Genomic DNA, 16,103 nt, shown 5'->3' on the forward strand with positions numbered 1-16,103 from the left:
TGGAGAAGATGGGACACTCGCCGGAGACCACGCCGTCGGGCGCCGAGGCCGATGCGATGCGGGAGGTGGCGCCGAGCGCGGCGCCGTCGCCGGAGCCGTCGCCGTTGACCGTGGACGACGTCCTGCGCATCGCGGGCTTCACCGATCGCACGCCCACGCGCGAGGCGATGATCATCGCGCACGCGTACCACCGGATCGCCCTCGATCTCGCCGAGCGGCTGGGGAGGGACGCGGCCAACTGGTTCTGTTTCGCGGTGTGGAGTTCGAAGGCGATCGGCGAGAGCCTCGACCTCACCAAGGACTCCCCGTTCCTCGCCGAGCTCGGCGCCCGGCTGAATGTGCCGGGATGGTTCAGAGGGCACTTTCGGTCGATCATGCTCGGGTTGCTCGGGCCGACCTACCAGCTCGCGCTGGGGCTGGCCAATCGGTCGATCTTCCTGGAGACGGGCAGCTTCGCGGCGAGTCTCTGGCGGCCGGACTCCGGCGGGACGGGAGAGGGGACGACCTGTGCCCTGCGCGTGTCGCCTCCGGGCGGCCAGACGACCGTCGGCGACGTGCCTGCGGGACATGCGGCGGCGCAGGCGTCCGCGCTCGCTGCGGTGAGGACGGCGGAGCCGGTCGATGCCGACGGGCCGGGAGAGACCCCGTCGAGGGCGGGGTCGTCCGCGGTCGAGGCCGCCGGCGGGCGGCGGCCGGTGCGGCTGGTGCGGCGGCCGGAGTTCCTGTCCGAGTTGCTCGCCCCGGCGGATGAGGAGTATCTCGACATCTCGGCCAGGATGTTCCACCAGGCGGCGGACACCGAGGATCCGGCCGAGCGGGCGGAGTTGCTGCTGGGTGCGAACATCGCCCTTTCCGCGTACGAGCAGGCGCGGGCGCAGAAGGCGCTGGAGCTGGTGCTGTACCGGCCGATCCGGTGGATGCTGCGGGTTTCGTGGCGGTCGGTGCTCGCGACGCTGACCAGGCGGCCCTTCCACCGGCTGCGGCTCTACATCTCCCCGCACGAGGACCAGCCGTTCCTGGTGCGGGTGCTGGAGGAGGGGTGGGCCAGGCTGTACACCCGGTACGTGATGTCGCTGCGCACGCCGGTCAGCGAGATCCGGCTGGGCAAGCCCCTGGTGCCGCCTTCCGGGGTGGACGCGCGTGCGGTCCACGCGCCCATCGGCAACGCCGAGGTCCGCGAGCTCGCGGAGCGTTTCGCCGCCTCGACCGCGGACGGCGCCACGTCGGGCGTGGCCAACTGGCTGTCGTACCGGGAGCGGATGCGGTTCATCGTCAGCTATTTCCGCATGTATCTCACGGTTCCGGACATGTTCCGCCCGCCGTTCGATCCACCGGCCGCCGACGAGCTGGCGGCGGAGCTGCGGCTGGGAGAGGTCCCCGAGCCGTACGCGGAGTGGTTCGAGAAGAAGGTGCGCGACCACGAGGAACGGGCGTCGCGCCCCGGTCTGCGCGGCCTGATCGTCCGCCAGTTCTACCGCTCCCCGGTGACCATCGACCCGGACGCGGCCGAACTCGCCCGCCTGGACGTCACCGAGTACGCGGTGCCGCGCCCGATCCGCCCCGCCGCGCCGTAGCGGAACGCGGCGCGCGGCGACGCCGCGGCCCGGGCGCGGGCGCTCAGTCGAGGAAGTCGGCGCTGACCTCGCGGGTCTCCAGCATGCCGCGCAGCCGCCGGAAACAGCGGGCGCGGGAGGGGCCGATGCTGCCGATCGGCCGGCCGAGCTTTCGCGCGACGTCGGCGTAGTGCGGGTCGCCGGCCTCGGTGAGCGCGCGGAACAGCGCCCGGTGCGCGGGCGGCAGCTCGCCCACCACCTCGGTGAGGGTACGGCTCAGCCAGCTGCGGGCGAATTCGCGGTTCGCGGCGGCCACGTTGTCCACGGGGCGGTCGATGGTGCTCAGATCGGCCGTGCAGACCTCGCGTCGCCGCCGGATGAGCCGGAGGCATTCGCGGGTGGCGATCGTGAGCAGCCACCCGCCCAGTTTGTCGTCGTGCTCCAGCCGGTGCAGGTGCTGCAGGGCGATCAACCAGGTCGTCTGGATGACGTCCTCGGCGTCGTCGTGGTCGAGGCGGAACCGGCGCACCCGCGCGCTCAGCAGGGCGTCGTACCGCTCGACGAGCCGCCGCCACGCCGCAGCGTCGCCGTCGCGCGCCGCGGCGACCAGCTCCGCCGTGTCGTCGCCGGGTGGTGCGATCGTCGTTGGCTGCATTCGGGCCTCCAAACCGGCAAGGTCACTGAAACGCCCTGATCGCTCACCTTGAGAGACCGTGCCCGGAACCTCCGTAATCCGCTGTCTCTCCGGTGACAGTCCGCCTGTTCTTCTCGGCACACCGCCCGTACGGCCCGCCCCGCCGTACGCCGAAGGGATCACCGACCCGGAGGATCACAATGGCCGCGAATCGGCCTACAGTGCTGCCATGAGCGCGCAACCGCCGGTAATCGGAGGGCCCGGTCGGCCCGGTGCCGGGGACGCCCAGGGCGTCGCCGAGCTGCTGCGCACGATTCCGCTGTTCCGCGTGCTCGGCGACGACGGCATCGCCTCCGCGGCCCGGGCGGGCATGACCAGGCGCTACAAGGCAGGGCAGATCATCTTCCACCGCGGCGATCCGGGCGATTCCCTGTACGCCGTCCTGGAGGGCCTGGTCAAGGTCGTGTTCGCCGCCGAGCACGGTGACGAGATCGTGCTCAACACCCTCGGCCCCGGGGAGACGTTCGGCGAGCTGGCGTTGCTCGACGGCTCGCCGCGCTCGGCCTCGATCGTGACCGCGCGCCCCACCTACGTCTTCGCCTTGCCCCGGGCGCAACTGCTCGCGCTCATGCGCGAGCATCCCGCGCTCGCCGACGAGTTCCTGCACATGCTCGGCGGGCTCGTCCGCAGCCTCACCGAGCGGGCGGCCGACCTGGTCTTCCTCGACCTGGCCGGACGGCTGGCGAAGCTGCTGCTGCGGCTGGCCGACGCGCCCGGCGGCGGCGAGGTGCGCGACGGCGCGGTGGTGGACGGCGGCCTCACCCAGTCCGACCTGGCCGCGCTGATCGGCGCCTCGCGGCCGGCGGTGAATCGCGCGCTGCAGTCGCTCGCCGCCCGGAAATTCATCGAGACGCGCGGCCGGGTCATCGTGCTGCGCGATGTCGCCGCGCTGCGCCGCCGTGCGGGAATGTCGGGAATGTAACGCAAATCCCCCTCGCCCTCGCACCGGTGAGCTATATCCTTGCCCCTGTATTCGTACAAGATCCCGAATGCCGTTGATTTCGGGGAGACCGGCGGGATGAGAAACCGGCGAGGCCAGCGGGGGAGTTCTTAGCGATGAGCGTCCACGATGCCGCCGACGACGCCGCCCGGAAGGCGGGCGACGCCGAAGCCTGTGAAGCGATCGAGCGAACGACGGAGAACGGCTCGGCGGACGAACCGGAAACCGAGCCGCGTTGGTCCGAAACCCATTTTCGCGGGTTGCGGCGGCGCACCGATCCGGAGGTCGAGGCGTTCATCGCCGAGTATCGGCGCGCCCATCCCGAATTGGCCGACGCGCGCTCGCTCGTGCGTTCCCTCATCGCCGAATTGGGAGCGGCGAAGGAAAAGGCGCGGGCGTCGGCCGCCACCGGTTCGGACATCGCCTCCGACAACAGTTTGGATGGTGACGATCCACGCCCATTACACGCTTTCGGCTTCGATGCCGCGCTGCCGGAGTGGGGCAAGGAGGCCGAGCTCCTGCGTAAGGGGCAGGACGCCTTCCGGGACTACGGTCTCTACCAGTCGGTCGCGCTGTTCTTCGCCGCCCTTCCCATGGCGTACGCGGAGGTCTCCAGCGCCAAGGTGCTCGCCGGCGTCTCCGACCTCGCCACCGGCAACCTCACCCGCCGCGTCGCCGAGACCGGCCAGATGCTCATCGACGTGATGGGCCTGCGCGGCCCCGGCGGCCTGGAACCGGGCTCGCCCGGCCACGCCACCGCCATCGGCCTGCGCCTGCTGCACGCGTTCGTCCGCGTCCTGGTGCTGGAGGACGGCGAGTGGGACACCGAGCGGTACGGCCCGCCGGTCAACCAGGAGCTCCTGCTTGCCACGCTGATCGACTTCTCCGTGGTGACCTGGGAGGCGATGGAGCGCCTCGGCGTCGATCTCACCCCCGAGCAGCGCGCCGCCAACCTTTACATCTGGAGCGTCTTCGGGTACCTCATGGGCGTCGAGGTATGCCGGGACCGGCCGCTCACCCTCGACGACCTCGACCCCATCAACGCCCACCTCGGCCGCCGCCTGGAGACGAGCGAGGAGGGCCGTCGCCTGATGGCCACCCTGCTGGCCGAGATGGAGAACTTCATGTATCTCGGCTTCCGCAAGGTCCCCCGCAGCCTCATCCACTGGATCTTCCGGGACGGCGAGCACGGCGTGAACCGGGTCCCCCACCTGCTCGCCGTACCCCCGCCCGCCTGGTGGGCGACCGCGCTGTTCGCGATCTCCCACGCCGCGCACCGCCACGCCTGGCTGCCGGATCCGGCGGGCCCGGTGCTGCGCTGGCTGATCCGCAAGGCCGGGCGGTATGTGATCGTGTCCTACGCCGACCGGTACTCCGGCGGGCAGGCGCCGTTCCGCGTACCGCCGGAGCTGTCGCGCGCCTGGGGCATCCGGCCCTCGCCGCTCGCCCGCAGCGCCCGCGCCGTGCGGCGCCGGATCCGCCGGGCCGTACGGGCGCCGCTTGGGCGATAGGGACGACGGCGGTGCCGAAGGGAGACGCGGGACGGTGACGGCCTCCGCACCTGGGACGATCCCCCCGCCGGGCACGGTGACCACGGCCACCCTGCTCTACACCGACGTGGTCGGCTCCACCGCCACCCGCACCCGGCTCGGCGAGGAGCTCGCCGACCTGCACTTCCACCGCCTGTACCGGCTGCAGCACTCGATCGTGACCGCCGGGGGCGCGATCTTCACCAAGAGCCTGGGGGACGGCCTGATGGCCGTGTTCCCGTCCGCGACGGCCGGCCTGGACGCGATCACCGCGGTGGAGCGGGCGATCGCCGAGGAGAACGAGCACGCGCCCGACCCGATCGCGATCCGCGCCGCGCTCAGCGTCGGCGACGTGTCGTGGCGGCTCCAGGACGTCAGCGGCCTGCCCGCCGTCGAAGGGGCCCGGCTCGTCGACATGGCCGAGGGCGGCCAGGTGCTCTGCACCGACCTGGTACGGCGGATCGCCCAGGGGCGCAACCGGCACGAGTTCAAGGACCTGGGCCCGATGCCCGCCAAGGGCCTGCGCGAGCCGCTGCACACCTACGAGCTGCTGTGGCGCAACGCCGCCGCCGACCGCGGCGTGCCGCTGCCCGCGTGGCTGGAGGGCAGCCACGTGCTGCCGTTCGTCGGGCGCGAGGGCGAGCTGACCGTCCTGGAGGACGAGCTGGCCGCCGCCGAGTTCGGCGGGCGCGTGGTCATCCTGCGCGGCGAGCCGGGCGTGGGCAAGACCCGGCTCGCCGCGCGGATCGCCCGCCGCGCCGCCGAGCGGCGGTTCACCGTGCTCGCCGGGCGCTGCACCGACCCGGCCAGGCAGGCGTACGAGCCGATCGCCTCCGCCGTGCAGCGGCTCGCCCGCACCGACCCGGCGCTGCTGCTGCGCGCGGGCGTGGGCGGCGGCACGAGCGGCTGCGGGCACCTGGTACGGCTCGCCCCCGCGCTGGCCGACCCGCCCCTCGCGCTCACCGTGCCCCCCGCCACCGAACCGGTGTCCGAGCGCTACCAGATGATGGCCGCCGCCCGGACGCTCATCGAACGCCTCACCTCGGTCCGCCCGGTGCTGCTCCTCGTCGACGACCTGCAGTGGGCCACCGCCGAGTCGCTGCGCATGCTGCGCGCGCTCATCGGCAACCGCGGCGACCTTCCCCTGCTGGTGCTCGCCACCTGCCGCCCGGTGCCGCCGGACGCCGACGACCCGGCCGTCCGCGAGCTGCGCCGTCTGGAGGCCGACGCCGAGGTGCTGGGCGTCGGCTGCTTCGGGCTTGAGGAGGTGGCCGACGCGTTGAGCGCCGTCGGCGGGCCGCGCCTGCGCGACGTGCGCGCCGACGCCGCCCGGCTGCACCAGGTGACCGGCGGGAACGCGTTCCTGATCAGCGAGGTGGTGCGGGAGCTTGGGTCGAGCGAGGAACTGGAGCGGCTCACCGTGCCCGGCTCGGTCACCCGCATGGTCGTCGCCCGCCTCGCCCAGCTCGCCCCGGCCGCCCGCGAGCTGGTGCATCTGCTCGCCGTGGCCGAGCGGCTGGAGTCGGCGGAGCTGCGGGAGGCGCTGCGGGCCGACGAGGAGCGGTTCGTCGCGGCCGTCGAGGAGGCCGCCGCGGCCGGACTCGTGACGGTGACGGCCGACGGGCAGTGCCAGTTCGCCCACGATCTGACCAGGGACGCGGTGTACGGGTCGCTGTCGGTGCCGCGGGCCGCGCTGCTGCACGGGCGGGTGGCCGACGCGCTTCGCCGTACCGACGAGGGGATCATGCGGGCGCGGCCGTACGTGGTGGCGGGGCACCTGCTCGCCGCCGCCGAACGCGGCCGGGACCCGGGCCGCGTCGCCGAGGCGGTCGAGGCCGCCGGGCACGCCGCCCGGCACGCGCTGGCCCGGCTGGCGCACGACGAGGCCGTCACCTGGTACCGGCGGCTGCTCGGCCTGCTCGGCCAGGCGCCCTCGACGGCCGCCGCCGCCCGTGCCGAGATCATGGTCGAGTACGGCACGGCGATGTGGCTGGCCGGGGACCCCGACGCCCGCGTCGCGCTGGCCGAGGCGGGCGATCTGGCCCGCGCGTGCGGGCGCGGCGACCTGATCGTGCGGGCGGCGCTCGCCGGCGACCGCGGCTTCTTCAGCCAGACCGCCGCCACCGATCCCGGGCGGATCGCCCTGCTCACCGAGGCGCTCGGGCTGGTCGCCGAGGACGACGTGAGCACCCGGGCGCTGCTCACCGCCCAGCTCGCCGCCGAGCTGACCTGGGCGCCCGACGGCGAGCGGCGGTTCGCGCTGAGCGACGAGGCGGTCGCCCTCGCCCGCCGGTGCGGCGACGCGCGCACGCTCGTGCGGGTGCTGGGGCTGCGCAGCCTCACCGTGGTGCCCGTGTATTCGGTGCGCCAGCGGGCCCGCGACGGCGACGAGATGCTGCGGGCGGCCCGCCGTACCGGGGACGACCTGGCCCTGTTCCACGCCACCTTCCAGCGCACGGTGCCCATGCTGGACACCGGCGACGTCGAGGCCGTCGCCGAGCTGCTCGACGCCGCCGACGCGCTCGCCCGCGGGCTCGCCCAGCCGCACCTGAACTGGCTGATCGACTTCTCCCGGCCGGGGCTGACGCTGATGCGCGGCGACATCGCCCGCGCCGAGGCGCAGGCCGAGCGGGCCCTGCGCACCGGCATCGCGCTCGGCCGCCAGGAGGAGGCGATGGTCTTCTACATCGAGCAGATCACCGAGATCCGCCGCCTGCAGGGCCGCCTCCCCGAACTGCGCGACCGCCTGCGCGACGCCACGCAGGTCGCCACCGCCCGCGACCCCGCCCACTTCGTGCCGCGCCTGCTGTGCGAGCTCGGCGACGAGACCGCCGCCGACGCCCTCGACCGCGCCGTCGCCGTGCACGGCCCCGTGCCCCGCGCCGACCTCGCCCAGCGCCCCGCCCTCGACAACCTCGCCGTCGCCGCCCGCCACCTGCGCCGCCCCGACCTGGCCGGCCCCCTGTACGAGATCCTCGTCCCCTACGCCGAGACCTTCGGCCACACCGTCATCGCCCACCACTGCGGCCACCACTACCTGGCCCACCTGTCCATCGCCCTCGGCGACCCGGAGCGCGCCGCCCGCCACTTCGCCTCCGCCGCCGAGGTCCACCGCCGCCGCGACGTCCCCCTGCTGCTCGCCGAATCCCTGCTCGACTGGGCGGACCTTCTCGACGACACCCCCTGCCCCGGCCCCGCCCCCGACACCCTCCGCGCCCAGGCCGCCGCCGCGATCACCAACCGCGGCGCCCTCCTTTTGGAACGCCGCCTGAACAATTAATGCCTGAACACACGCGAATACCATCCGATGGATTGGTACGCTTTGCCTCCGTGATCATGAAGCGATTTAAGTTCAGCCCGGTATGCCTGGCCATGGCGCTCGCTCTGGCCGGGGCGACGGGTTGTGGCGAAATCCAGCAGGGAATCGCGGACGGCGTACAGGCGGGAGAAGCCGAAGGCTCGGTGAAGGTCCTCGGGCGCCTCGCCATTGAGCAGCTCGCCGGAGTCAAACTCGCCGACGACCTTGACTGCGAGTCCGGGGAACTGACCGGCACCAAAACGCCGATAGAATGCACAGGTCAGACCGCGGACGGAAGGAAAGCGTCGGTCAACGGAATCGCGACCTCCGCGGAGCCCCAAAAAGCGGTGGTCAAAGGCAAGTTCACCCTCGTCTTCAACGGCAAGAAGCTCGGGGAATTGGACTGCATCGGATTCTGCTCGAACGGCGGGCGGAGCGGCGACTCACCCGGTACGGCGGCCGTCGAGCGCCTCCACCCGCTGGAGCAGTGACCAGAAGGCGTCCAGCACGTCGCTCAGCCCGCTGACAATGGTGCCGCCAACCCGATACTCGCCGAGCGCCGCGGGCACGGGCGGCACGATGACCCCGCGAACCGCCGACAGCACCAGCGAATGACCGTCCCGATCCACCGCGATGGCCATCGTCGACCGCTCCCGCGCGACGGACATCGCGACGTCGCCGCGCCGGTAGTAGCCCTCCCGCACGTTCGCGGCGAGCGCCAGCCCCGCCGGGCTCGTGGCGGTCTGCACGGCGACGCCCTGGAACACCAGGGTCATGCCGTCCAGGCGGGTGGCGGGGGCCTCCACGTCCTCCAGCGGCGTCAGGTCCTTGATGTCGGGCAGGGGCATCGCCCTGACGCCGCGCGAGAGCAGCGTGAAGTACCGCTGCGGCTCCTGACCCGCCACGTCCCAGAGCGCAGGAGCGACGGGAAACAGGCTGTACCCCGGCGGCCCAGGCGGATCGGCCAGCGTGTTGTACACGGTCGCCAGGGTGGGCTGGAACCGCTGCCCGCCCATCGCGGCCAGCAACCCGTGCACCGCCTTGGCCATCGGCCCCTGCCCATGATCGGGGCAGGCCGACGTGTCCTGGAATCGCTCGCGATCCACGAGGGACCTCCTCTTACCATCACCGGGGGACCGCTTCCATTCGCACTGTGATCGAGCGGAAGCTTTGAGTAATGATTGCATCACGAGCCGACCATCCGCAGCGGTTCACGCGGATCGCTTGGATGTACGTGAATGATCTTCGTTGCTGCTCGAGGAACGGTGTGCAACCCGGACCCCGCCACTGCGTTCGAGATGCGAGTGTCGCTGAAGGCCGCTACCATCTGTGTTCGTTCGGCTCCGGACAGACATCCGTCGGGGTTGGATTCGTCGGCGATGCAGCCTGCGCCCGCCCTCTGATCGCAGCCGGGAAGTGCGAAGATGGTCGTCATGAGCATGAAACGGCAGGGCGAGGTCTTGAACGAGCTGGCCGAGGCGATCCGGAACATGCGCCTTCCGGAGGTGCCGAACATCCAGCGGGCCTCGGTCGAGCCGTATCTGGACGCCGACGGCGAGGCGGCGCTCAAGGCCGTGATCGTCGTGGATTCGCCTGATGAGGACGGATGGCCCGCCGAGCTCACGCACGCGCTGCGTAGACAGGTGAACAGGCTTGCCGCTGAACGCCAGATCGATGAGCACGTGTACGTCACCCTGTTCACGCAGGAAGAGTTCGAAGCCCGGGAGAACGCCGACGAACCGCTGGATGACAACAGCACGGGCGTGATCGACCAGAACCTGATGCAGGACCAACAGGACAGGGCGTGAGGCGAGATTTCAAGGCGGACGACTACCTTCACCTGGCTGACACTCTCGCGGGGCGTACCGCGGGCCGCGGGCGTCCTCGGACCGCATACCTGAGGCGTGCCACCTCAACGGCCTACTACGCCCTCTTCTACGAGCTTGTCCAGCACGGCGCGAGGCGCGCGGCGAGGATGGGGCCGATCGAGCATCAGCGGGCGATCGGGCGCTGGTACGCCCATGGCAATTTCAAAAAGGCCGCTCGATGGGTGGAGGACATCGTGGCGGGCCGCACACCACCCACCCCTGTGCGGCTCCTTTTGATCGATCCCGTCATCGGCGGCGTACCGACGGATCTGGAAGTGCTCGCCAGTGCCTTCAATGAGCTTCTGGAAGCCCGGCACGGTGCCGATTACGACCCCGACTTCGACGCAACCCGCCTCGGCGCTCTTGGCCACATCAACACGGCACGCTCCGGAATTGAGGCGATCAAGCGCATGGACAAGGCCGACCTCCATCAGTTCGACATGTTCCTGCTGCTTGCCCTTGGCGGCGATCGGATGATCAAGAACAACTAGAGGGTCGAAATCGAAGGTCGCGCCCGGCGGGCTCCGTGGTCTCGGATGGCGGCGCGCTAGGCGGGAGGGCGTAGGCCATGCTGGAACCGAGATCGGGACGCCGGGGCCTTGGGCGGCGCGGGAGGATGACCGTCGGTGATGAGCGGGAGGCGTCGGACGGTCGTGCCCGTGGGGAAGCAGGAAGCCGAGAGTGGGGAGGCCGCCCCGCCGTCGGGCTGTAGCAATACTGGAAGTTGGGGTCCTCGATTACCGTGGTAACACGGTCAAACCTGCTCAGAGCTGGGTGCGGCCTCCCTCTACGGCCGACTCGGTGTCCGTCGGGAATCGCGGCGCGCGATCCGGTAGGGCGTGGTCCATGCTGGAGATCGGGATGGATGACGCCGGCGGTTGGTGGCCGCCGCGGGAAGAGTGGCCGACGGTGACAGGGTGGGAGGCGTCGGGCGGTGGTACCCGGGGCGAAACAGGACGCCGAGGGCGGGGAATCCTCTTCGCGATGGGGCGGTCGGTCGCGGCGGCTGGCCGAGGTGGCGGTCGCGGCCGTCGTCGGGGTGCTGCTCGCGGGGGCCGGGGTCGTCGCCGGTGTCTATGAACCGCTGATATGCGCGGGTTTCGCGGTGGGCTGTCCTCCGCATGGAGTTCGCGGGGAGATTCCCGTGCCGCGGGCGTTGAGCGGGGGGGAGGTGGCGACGGGCGGCTCGTACGTGGGGCTCGGGGACTCCTACTCGTCGGGGGAGGGCGTCTACGACGAGGAGATCGAGAAGGTGCCGCTGAACGAGGGCGCGGCGCGGTGCCGCCGGTCACGCGAGTCGTACGTGCTGGCGGTGGCGAAGGCGTACCGGTTCGGCGACGTGCGGTTCTGGGCGTGCGGCGGCGCGACCACCGGGAGCTTCCTGAAGGGGCAGGGCGGGCAACCGCCGCAGCTTGACCGGGTCACCTCGTCGGTGAGCCTCGTGACGCTCACGCTCGGAGGCAACGACGCGGGCTTCTCGACGGTCCTCACCGAGTGCTTCGTCAAGGTGTCCTGGTCGTCCGGATGCGTGGATCAGGAACCCGAGGTCAGGCGGCGCATCACTGGGCTCGCCCGCACCCTGTACGACGTCCTGGCCGGAATCCGTAGCAGGGCGCCGCATGCGCGGATCATCGTCGTCGGCTACCCCCGGCCGTTCCCCCGGAATCCCGCCGACGACGTCGCGGTTCTGGGGCCCGTCCCCGCCTTCAGCGTGAGCGTCGAGGACCAGCGGTGGATCAACCGGATGACCAGGGCCCTCGACGATGAGATCGGGCGCGTGGCGAACGGGCTGGACCGGATGATCGCGGCGTTCCGCGGGCAGGGCAGTGTGGAGTACATCGACGGCTACGACGCGTTCGAAGGACACGAGGTGGGCACCGCGGACCCGTTCGTGCACGGCGTGCTCCTCGAACCCGGCCTGCCGCCCGTGAACAGGAACAGCTTCCACCCCACCCACGGCGGCTACCGGCGGCTGGCCGACCTGGTGAAGCAGCGCATCGCCGCAGGCCCGGGACGGCCGATGTACAACTACCGCATCGAGCGGCACTGACCGCGCGTACGGCGGCGTTCCCCCGGCCTACTCGGGCGACCAGGTCTGCGGCCAGTCCTCGTCGAGCAACTCGGCGGGATCGAACTCCACCGGGAACGGACGCATGATTTTGCCGGTCTGCCCGCCGCGAAGGCTTTCGACGAGCCGGTACGCGCCTTCGTGCGACTCGTGCACGAGGATGGCGGGCACCTGGTGACCGTGCGACTGGCCGGGGAACGGCTGTAGTTCCACCCGCCAGTAGAAGGGGATGCCCGCCTCGGCGTACACGGACGGCTTGGTCACCCGGTCGAGATGGCGACTGCCGCGCGAGACGATCTCGATCACGCAGAGCAGCTCATCGGCCTCCAGCCACGTCCGCCCCTTGGTGGAGACACCCTCCCGCACCATGACCAGACTCGGGATCAGGCCGTTCTCATCGCTGTTGAACAGCCGGACGTTTCCGGCGGTGCGCACCTTGATCCCTTTGGGAGCACGGCGGGCCAGCAGGGTCTGGAGGTTGTCGCCGAACTCCTGGTGATCGTATCCAGGCGCGGGGCTCATGATGAGCGTCCCGTCGAGCACTTCGAAACGGTGATAGCCGTTGTCGAGCGTGAGCAGGTCGTGGATGGTGTAAGGACGATGATCCATCGTGCTCTTCGCCACCGCTGCTTCGGCCGCCATTGATCGCCACCTCTCATCAGCGCCGGGATAGTCTCGCACGGTGACGACGTTCGTGCGGTGCGTATTTCACAACTGCTTCCCCGCCGAGTCCGCCCCCATCTCCACGGTCGCGACACCGGGGCGCGCCCGGTAGGTCTTGTGACTCGGTCACGGCCGCGGCCGGCGCCTGGAGCGGGGCCGGCCGGCCGAGGTCAGGGGCGTAGGTCTCGCCGGGTGAAGCCCAGGACGCCGAGAGCCAGGCCGCCGAGGGCGAGCGCCAGGCAGGTCGTCACGCCGGTGGCGTCCCAGGTGTCGGTCATCGGCATTCCCAGGTGGGCGGTGAGGGCGAGTTGCCGTACCTGGTCGGGGAGGTCGAGGGCCGGTGCGAGGAGGTCGATCAGGTACGTCGCGACCACCAGTACGGCGGCGGCCGGGGAGGCCCACGAGGGCCGGAGCAGTCCGCCGATCGCGAAGCCGACTCCGGCGATGGCGGCGGCGAACAGGCCCAGGGCGAGGGTGCCGGTCATCGGCGTGAGTGCGTCGTCGCCGGCGATTGCCGCGCCTACGCCCACGCCCGCGGCCATGATCGCTGTCATGAGGGCGATCGCGGCGAGTACGCCGAGGCCGGTGCGTATGGCCCAGGCGGCGCGGGACAGCGGTGCGGCGAGCACGACCTCCAGTCGTCCGGAGGTCTCGTCGGAGGCCCAGCCGGAGAGGAGCGTGACGGCGGCGAAACCGGCCACGATGTAGAGCAACTGGACGAGCAGTTGGAGGAAGCCGCCCGCGGTGGCCAGATCGAAGCCGGGGAACACGCGGTGCAGCGTCTCGGCCAGTTCAGGGGACCTGGCGAACTCGTCGGCGAGGGAGCCGCTCGCGGCGGCCATGGCGAGTCCGAAGGCCGCGACGCCGAGCCCCCACGCGGCGGCGAGGGGCAGGCGTTCGCCGAAGGAGCGTCCGGCGGGGCCGCGCAGGCCGAGGGCGAGCGGCGGCAGGCCGGGGACGCGGAAGGCGGTCGTCGCGCCCAGGTCGCGGCGGGCGAACGCCTCGACTCCGGCCAGGAGGAAGACGGCGGCCAGGAGGGCGACCGGGGCCAGGGAGGCCCAGTCGTACCGGCCCGCCAGCGGGAGGTGATCGGCCGTCCACGCCCAGGGGGTCAGTTCCGCGAGCGGGTCGAAGGCGGGGACGAGCGTGCGGTAGTTGTTCAGCAGCGGCCCGGCCACCAGGACGAATCCGGCGATCCACGCCGCCGCCGCGCGGCCGGTGAACTGGGACAGCAGGAACGCCAGGCCGCCGAAGGCCAGGGCCATCACCTCGATCCAGAGCGCCAGGCCGAGCGCGGCCTGGAGCGGCACCTCGTCGCCGGGCAGCTTGGCGAACGCCGCCCCCGCGAGCCAGGCCGCCAGCGCCATGATGACCGCCACGCCGGTCAGCAGCGCCACGTGCGCGGCGACCTTCTCGGCGGCGACGCGGCGGCGGCTCAGCGGCGCCGCGGAGACGATGTCGAGGCTGCCGCCGCGCGCCTCCCCGGCGAGGGTGCGGGTCAGGGCCAGGATCGACCAGATGGCGGCGGCCATGAGGAAGACGGGGCCGTACTTCCACTCGACGTAGCCGCCCATCGTGCCGACGTTGACCGCCTTGCCGGCGATGCCCTGGGCGGCGGGGCCGATGTCGTGGGCGAGGCGGACCAGCTCGTCGCGCGCCCGCTGCGTCGGGTACGCCGAGCCGACCCCGGCGGAGACGGCCAGCAGGACGCCGCCGAGGAGAACGGCCTCGACGGTGAACGCCCGGCGGGAGTCGTGCAGCGACTTGCCGAAGACGCTGCCGAGGCCGAACAGGCGGGTGCGCAGCGGGAGCGGGGCGGCGGCGGCAGGGGCCGCCAGGCGGGGCAGGTGCATGGTCATCGGGGGCTCATCTCCGTGGTGGCGGTGCCGTACTGGGCGAGGAACGTTTCTTCCAGGCTTGGCTCGCGGGAGACGAAGTCGAGGAGTTCGTGGTGTGCCGCCGCTCGGACGACGGGGGTCATCGGGCCGGTGACGCGCATGCGCAGGGTGTGGTCCTCGACCGTGACCTCCGAGACGCCGGGCAGGTTCGCGAACTCGGCCGCCGGGACGTCCGTGGCGAAACGGAGCTCGACCTGGTGGTGGGCGAGGTCGCGCAGGGTGTCGACGCGGCCGGTGCGGACGAGGCGTCCGTCGCGGATGATCGCCACGCGGTCGCAGACGGCCTCGACCTCGGACAGGATGTGGCTGGACAGGAAGACGGTGCGGCCTTCGTCGCGGGCCTCGCGGACCAGCGCGTGGAAGGTCTGCTGGACCAGCGGGTCCAGGCCGGAGGTGGGCTCGTCCAGGATCAGCAGCTCGGGGCGGTGCTGGAAGGCGATCACCAGGCCGATCTTCTGCTTGTTGCCCTTGGAGTACTCCTTGAATCTGCGGGACGGGTCGATGTCCAGGCGTTCGATGAGCGACTTGCGGTAGGCGGGGTCCACGCCGCCGCGCAGGTTGCCGAAGTACTCGATGGTCTGTCCGCCGGTGAGGCGGTCGTAGAGGGTGAACTCGCCGGGCAGGTAGCCGACGCGGCGGTGGATCGCGACCGGGTCCGCCGTGACGTCCACGCCGAAGAGGCGGGCGCGGCCGGAGGTGGGACGGATGTGTCCGAGGAGGGTGCGGATCGTGGTGGTCTTTCCCGCGCCGTTCGGGCCGAGGAAGCCGAAAGTCTCCCCCTCCTCCACGCGCAGATCGAGGTCGATGATGCCGCGGCGGGAGCCGTAGCCCTTGGTGAGACGGTCGGTCTCGATGACGGCGGTCATGCCGTACCCCCTTGTGCGGGTGAGGCGGTGTCGAACGCGTCGATCCATTCGCGGATGACGGTGGCGTAGTCGGGTAGTCCGAACGTGCCCGGGCGGATGCCGAGGAGACGTTCGAAGGCGGTGCCGAAGGCGGCGAGCGCGGCCACGATCTCCTCCACGGTGACGGCGCCCGCCCGGTGGGCGGTGTACATGTTCATGGCCGTCTGGTTGGCGCCCATGACGAGCGTGGCGAAGACCAGGGCGGTCGCGTCGGGGTCGTCGCCGGGGGTGAAGGAGCCCTCGGCCACGCCCTGCCGGACGATCGCGGCGATCAGCGGGGTCATGCGGGCGATGACGGCGCGGTAGAACTTCTCCCGCATCAGGACGTTCTCGTCGGACGCCCAGACGCTGACGAGGGCGATGATGAGGTCCTTGCGCTCGGTCTTGTAGGTCGCCAGCCCGGAGAAGACCGCGTTGAGCTTCTCCAGGGCGGGCAGGCGCGGGTCCTCGACGACGGGGGCGAGCGCCGCCGTCCCGGTTTCGACCATACGCTGCACGACGCCTTCGAGGAGGGCGGTCTTGGAGCCGAAGTAGTGGTAGAAGGCGCCCCTCGACGCCCCGACCGCGTCGATGACGTCCTGGATGCTCATCCGGGTGTAGCCCTTCGTCTGGATGAGGCGGCTCGCCGCGTCGAGGAACTCCTCGCGCCGGGCGGCGTGGGCTTCCTGATCGACCGTGCGGGCCATG

At 71.6% G+C, this 16,103-nt stretch carries 14 protein-coding genes; 8 read left to right on the forward strand and 6 right to left on the reverse strand.

The window, feature by feature from the left end:
* The first annotated feature begins 8 nt into the window (after positions 1–8).
* Positions 9–1,574 (forward strand): hypothetical protein, encoded by a 1,566-nt coding sequence (locus AB0K60_RS00155; protein ID WP_364046617.1) that lies wholly within the window; start codon positions 9–11, stop codon positions 1,572–1,574.
* A gap of 43 nt (positions 1,575–1,617) precedes the next feature.
* On the opposite strand, the gene AB0K60_RS00160 is transcribed toward AB0K60_RS00155, so the two are convergent.
* Complete coding sequence (locus AB0K60_RS00160; RefSeq protein WP_364046620.1) at positions 1,618–2,208, reverse strand: sigma-70 family RNA polymerase sigma factor; 591 nt, start codon at positions 2,206–2,208, stop codon at positions 1,618–1,620.
* 208 nt (positions 2,209–2,416) lie between these two features.
* On the opposite strand from AB0K60_RS00160, the gene AB0K60_RS00165 reads away from it, so the two are divergent.
* The 4 genes from AB0K60_RS00165 (at position 2,417) to AB0K60_RS00180 (ending at position 8,505) form a co-directional block, all read left to right on the forward strand.
* Entirely contained in the window at positions 2,417–3,169 is a 753-nt protein-coding gene (locus AB0K60_RS00165; RefSeq protein WP_364046623.1) for a Crp/Fnr family transcriptional regulator, read from the forward strand.
* Between the two features lie 134 nt (positions 3,170–3,303).
* Positions 3,304–4,698, forward strand: a complete 1,395-nt coding sequence (locus AB0K60_RS00170) for an oxygenase MpaB family protein (RefSeq protein ID WP_364046626.1) — start codon at positions 3,304–3,306, stop codon at positions 4,696–4,698.
* Between the two features lie 34 nt (positions 4,699–4,732).
* On the forward strand, positions 4,733–7,996 hold the full coding sequence (locus AB0K60_RS00175; protein WP_364046629.1) for an AAA family ATPase: 3,264 nt from the start codon (positions 4,733–4,735) through the stop codon (positions 7,994–7,996).
* Positions 7,997–8,046: 50 nt separating this feature from the next.
* On the forward strand, positions 8,047–8,505 hold the full coding sequence (locus AB0K60_RS00180) for a hypothetical protein (protein ID WP_364046632.1): 459 nt from the start codon (positions 8,047–8,049) through the stop codon (positions 8,503–8,505).
* On the opposite strand, the gene AB0K60_RS00185 is transcribed toward AB0K60_RS00180, so the two are convergent.
* A complete protein-coding gene (locus AB0K60_RS00185; protein ID WP_364046635.1) occupies positions 8,458–9,120 on the reverse strand; it encodes a hypothetical protein in 663 nt (220 codons plus the stop codon). The genes AB0K60_RS00180 and AB0K60_RS00185 overlap by 48 nt on opposite strands.
* A 318-nt stretch (positions 9,121–9,438) precedes the next feature.
* Between AB0K60_RS00185 and AB0K60_RS00190 the strand changes: the two genes are divergently transcribed.
* From AB0K60_RS00190 to AB0K60_RS00200, 3 genes are all read left to right on the forward strand, one after another.
* Positions 9,439–9,822, forward strand: a complete 384-nt coding sequence (locus AB0K60_RS00190) for a hypothetical protein (RefSeq protein WP_364046638.1) — start codon at positions 9,439–9,441, stop codon at positions 9,820–9,822.
* A complete protein-coding gene (locus AB0K60_RS00195; protein WP_364046641.1) occupies positions 9,819–10,373 on the forward strand; it encodes a hypothetical protein in 555 nt (184 codons plus the stop codon). Before AB0K60_RS00190 ends, AB0K60_RS00195 begins: the two co-directional genes overlap by 4 nt.
* A 443-nt stretch (positions 10,374–10,816) precedes the next feature.
* Positions 10,817–11,932 carry an SGNH/GDSL hydrolase family protein gene (locus AB0K60_RS00200; protein ID WP_364046644.1) on the forward strand — a complete coding sequence of 372 codons (1,116 nt, stop codon included), beginning with the start codon at positions 10,817–10,819 and terminating at the stop codon, positions 11,930–11,932.
* Positions 11,933–11,959: 27 nt separating this feature from the next.
* Here the strand turns inward: AB0K60_RS00200 and AB0K60_RS00205 are convergent, their stop codons facing one another.
* The 4 genes from AB0K60_RS00205 to AB0K60_RS00220 form a co-directional block, all read right to left on the reverse strand.
* Positions 11,960–12,592, reverse strand: a complete 633-nt coding sequence (locus tag AB0K60_RS00205) for a Uma2 family endonuclease (protein ID WP_364046647.1) — start codon at positions 12,590–12,592, stop codon at positions 11,960–11,962.
* Between the two features lie 191 nt (positions 12,593–12,783).
* Positions 12,784–14,472: an ABC transporter permease subunit gene (locus AB0K60_RS00210; protein WP_364046650.1), complete on the reverse strand. Its 1,689-nt coding sequence runs from the start codon at positions 14,470–14,472 to the stop codon at positions 12,784–12,786.
* A complete protein-coding gene (locus AB0K60_RS00215) occupies positions 14,469–15,377 on the reverse strand; it encodes an ABC transporter ATP-binding protein (protein ID WP_364046653.1) in 909 nt (302 codons plus the stop codon). Before AB0K60_RS00215 ends, AB0K60_RS00210 begins: the two co-directional genes overlap by 4 nt.
* On the reverse strand, positions 15,374–16,102 hold the full coding sequence (locus tag AB0K60_RS00220) for a TetR/AcrR family transcriptional regulator (RefSeq protein WP_364046656.1): 729 nt from the start codon (positions 16,100–16,102) through the stop codon (positions 15,374–15,376). The genes AB0K60_RS00215 and AB0K60_RS00220 overlap by 4 nt, the downstream gene beginning before the upstream one ends.
* Between the last annotated feature and the right edge of the window lies 1 nt (position 16,103).

The sequence above is a fragment of the Thermopolyspora sp. NPDC052614 genome, from assembly GCF_040678635.1.
Lineage (GTDB): Bacteria > Actinomycetota > Actinomycetes > Streptosporangiales > Streptosporangiaceae > Thermopolyspora.

Coding starts and splice junctions, on each gene's coding strand:
- AB0K60_RS00155 (WP_364046617.1), top strand. CDS start 9: ATGGGACACTCGCCGGAGACCACGCCGTCGGGCGCCGAGGCCGATGCG.
- AB0K60_RS00160 (WP_364046620.1), bottom strand. CDS start 2,208: ATGCAGCCAACGACGATCGCACCACCCGGCGACGACACGGCGGAGCTG.
- AB0K60_RS00165 (WP_364046623.1), top strand. CDS start 2,417: ATGAGCGCGCAACCGCCGGTAATCGGAGGGCCCGGTCGGCCCGGTGCC.
- AB0K60_RS00170 (WP_364046626.1), top strand. CDS start 3,304: ATGAGCGTCCACGATGCCGCCGACGACGCCGCCCGGAAGGCGGGCGAC.
- AB0K60_RS00190 (WP_364046638.1), top strand. CDS start 9,439: ATGGTCGTCATGAGCATGAAACGGCAGGGCGAGGTCTTGAACGAGCTG.
- AB0K60_RS00205 (WP_364046647.1), bottom strand. CDS start 12,592: ATGGCGGCCGAAGCAGCGGTGGCGAAGAGCACGATGGATCATCGTCCT.
- AB0K60_RS00210 (WP_364046650.1), bottom strand. CDS start 14,472: ATGACCATGCACCTGCCCCGCCTGGCGGCCCCTGCCGCCGCCGCCCCG.
- AB0K60_RS00215 (WP_364046653.1), bottom strand. CDS start 15,377: ATGACCGCCGTCATCGAGACCGACCGTCTCACCAAGGGCTACGGCTCC.
- AB0K60_RS00220 (WP_364046656.1), bottom strand. CDS start 16,102: ATGGCCCGCACGGTCGATCAGGAAGCCCACGCCGCCCGGCGCGAGGAG.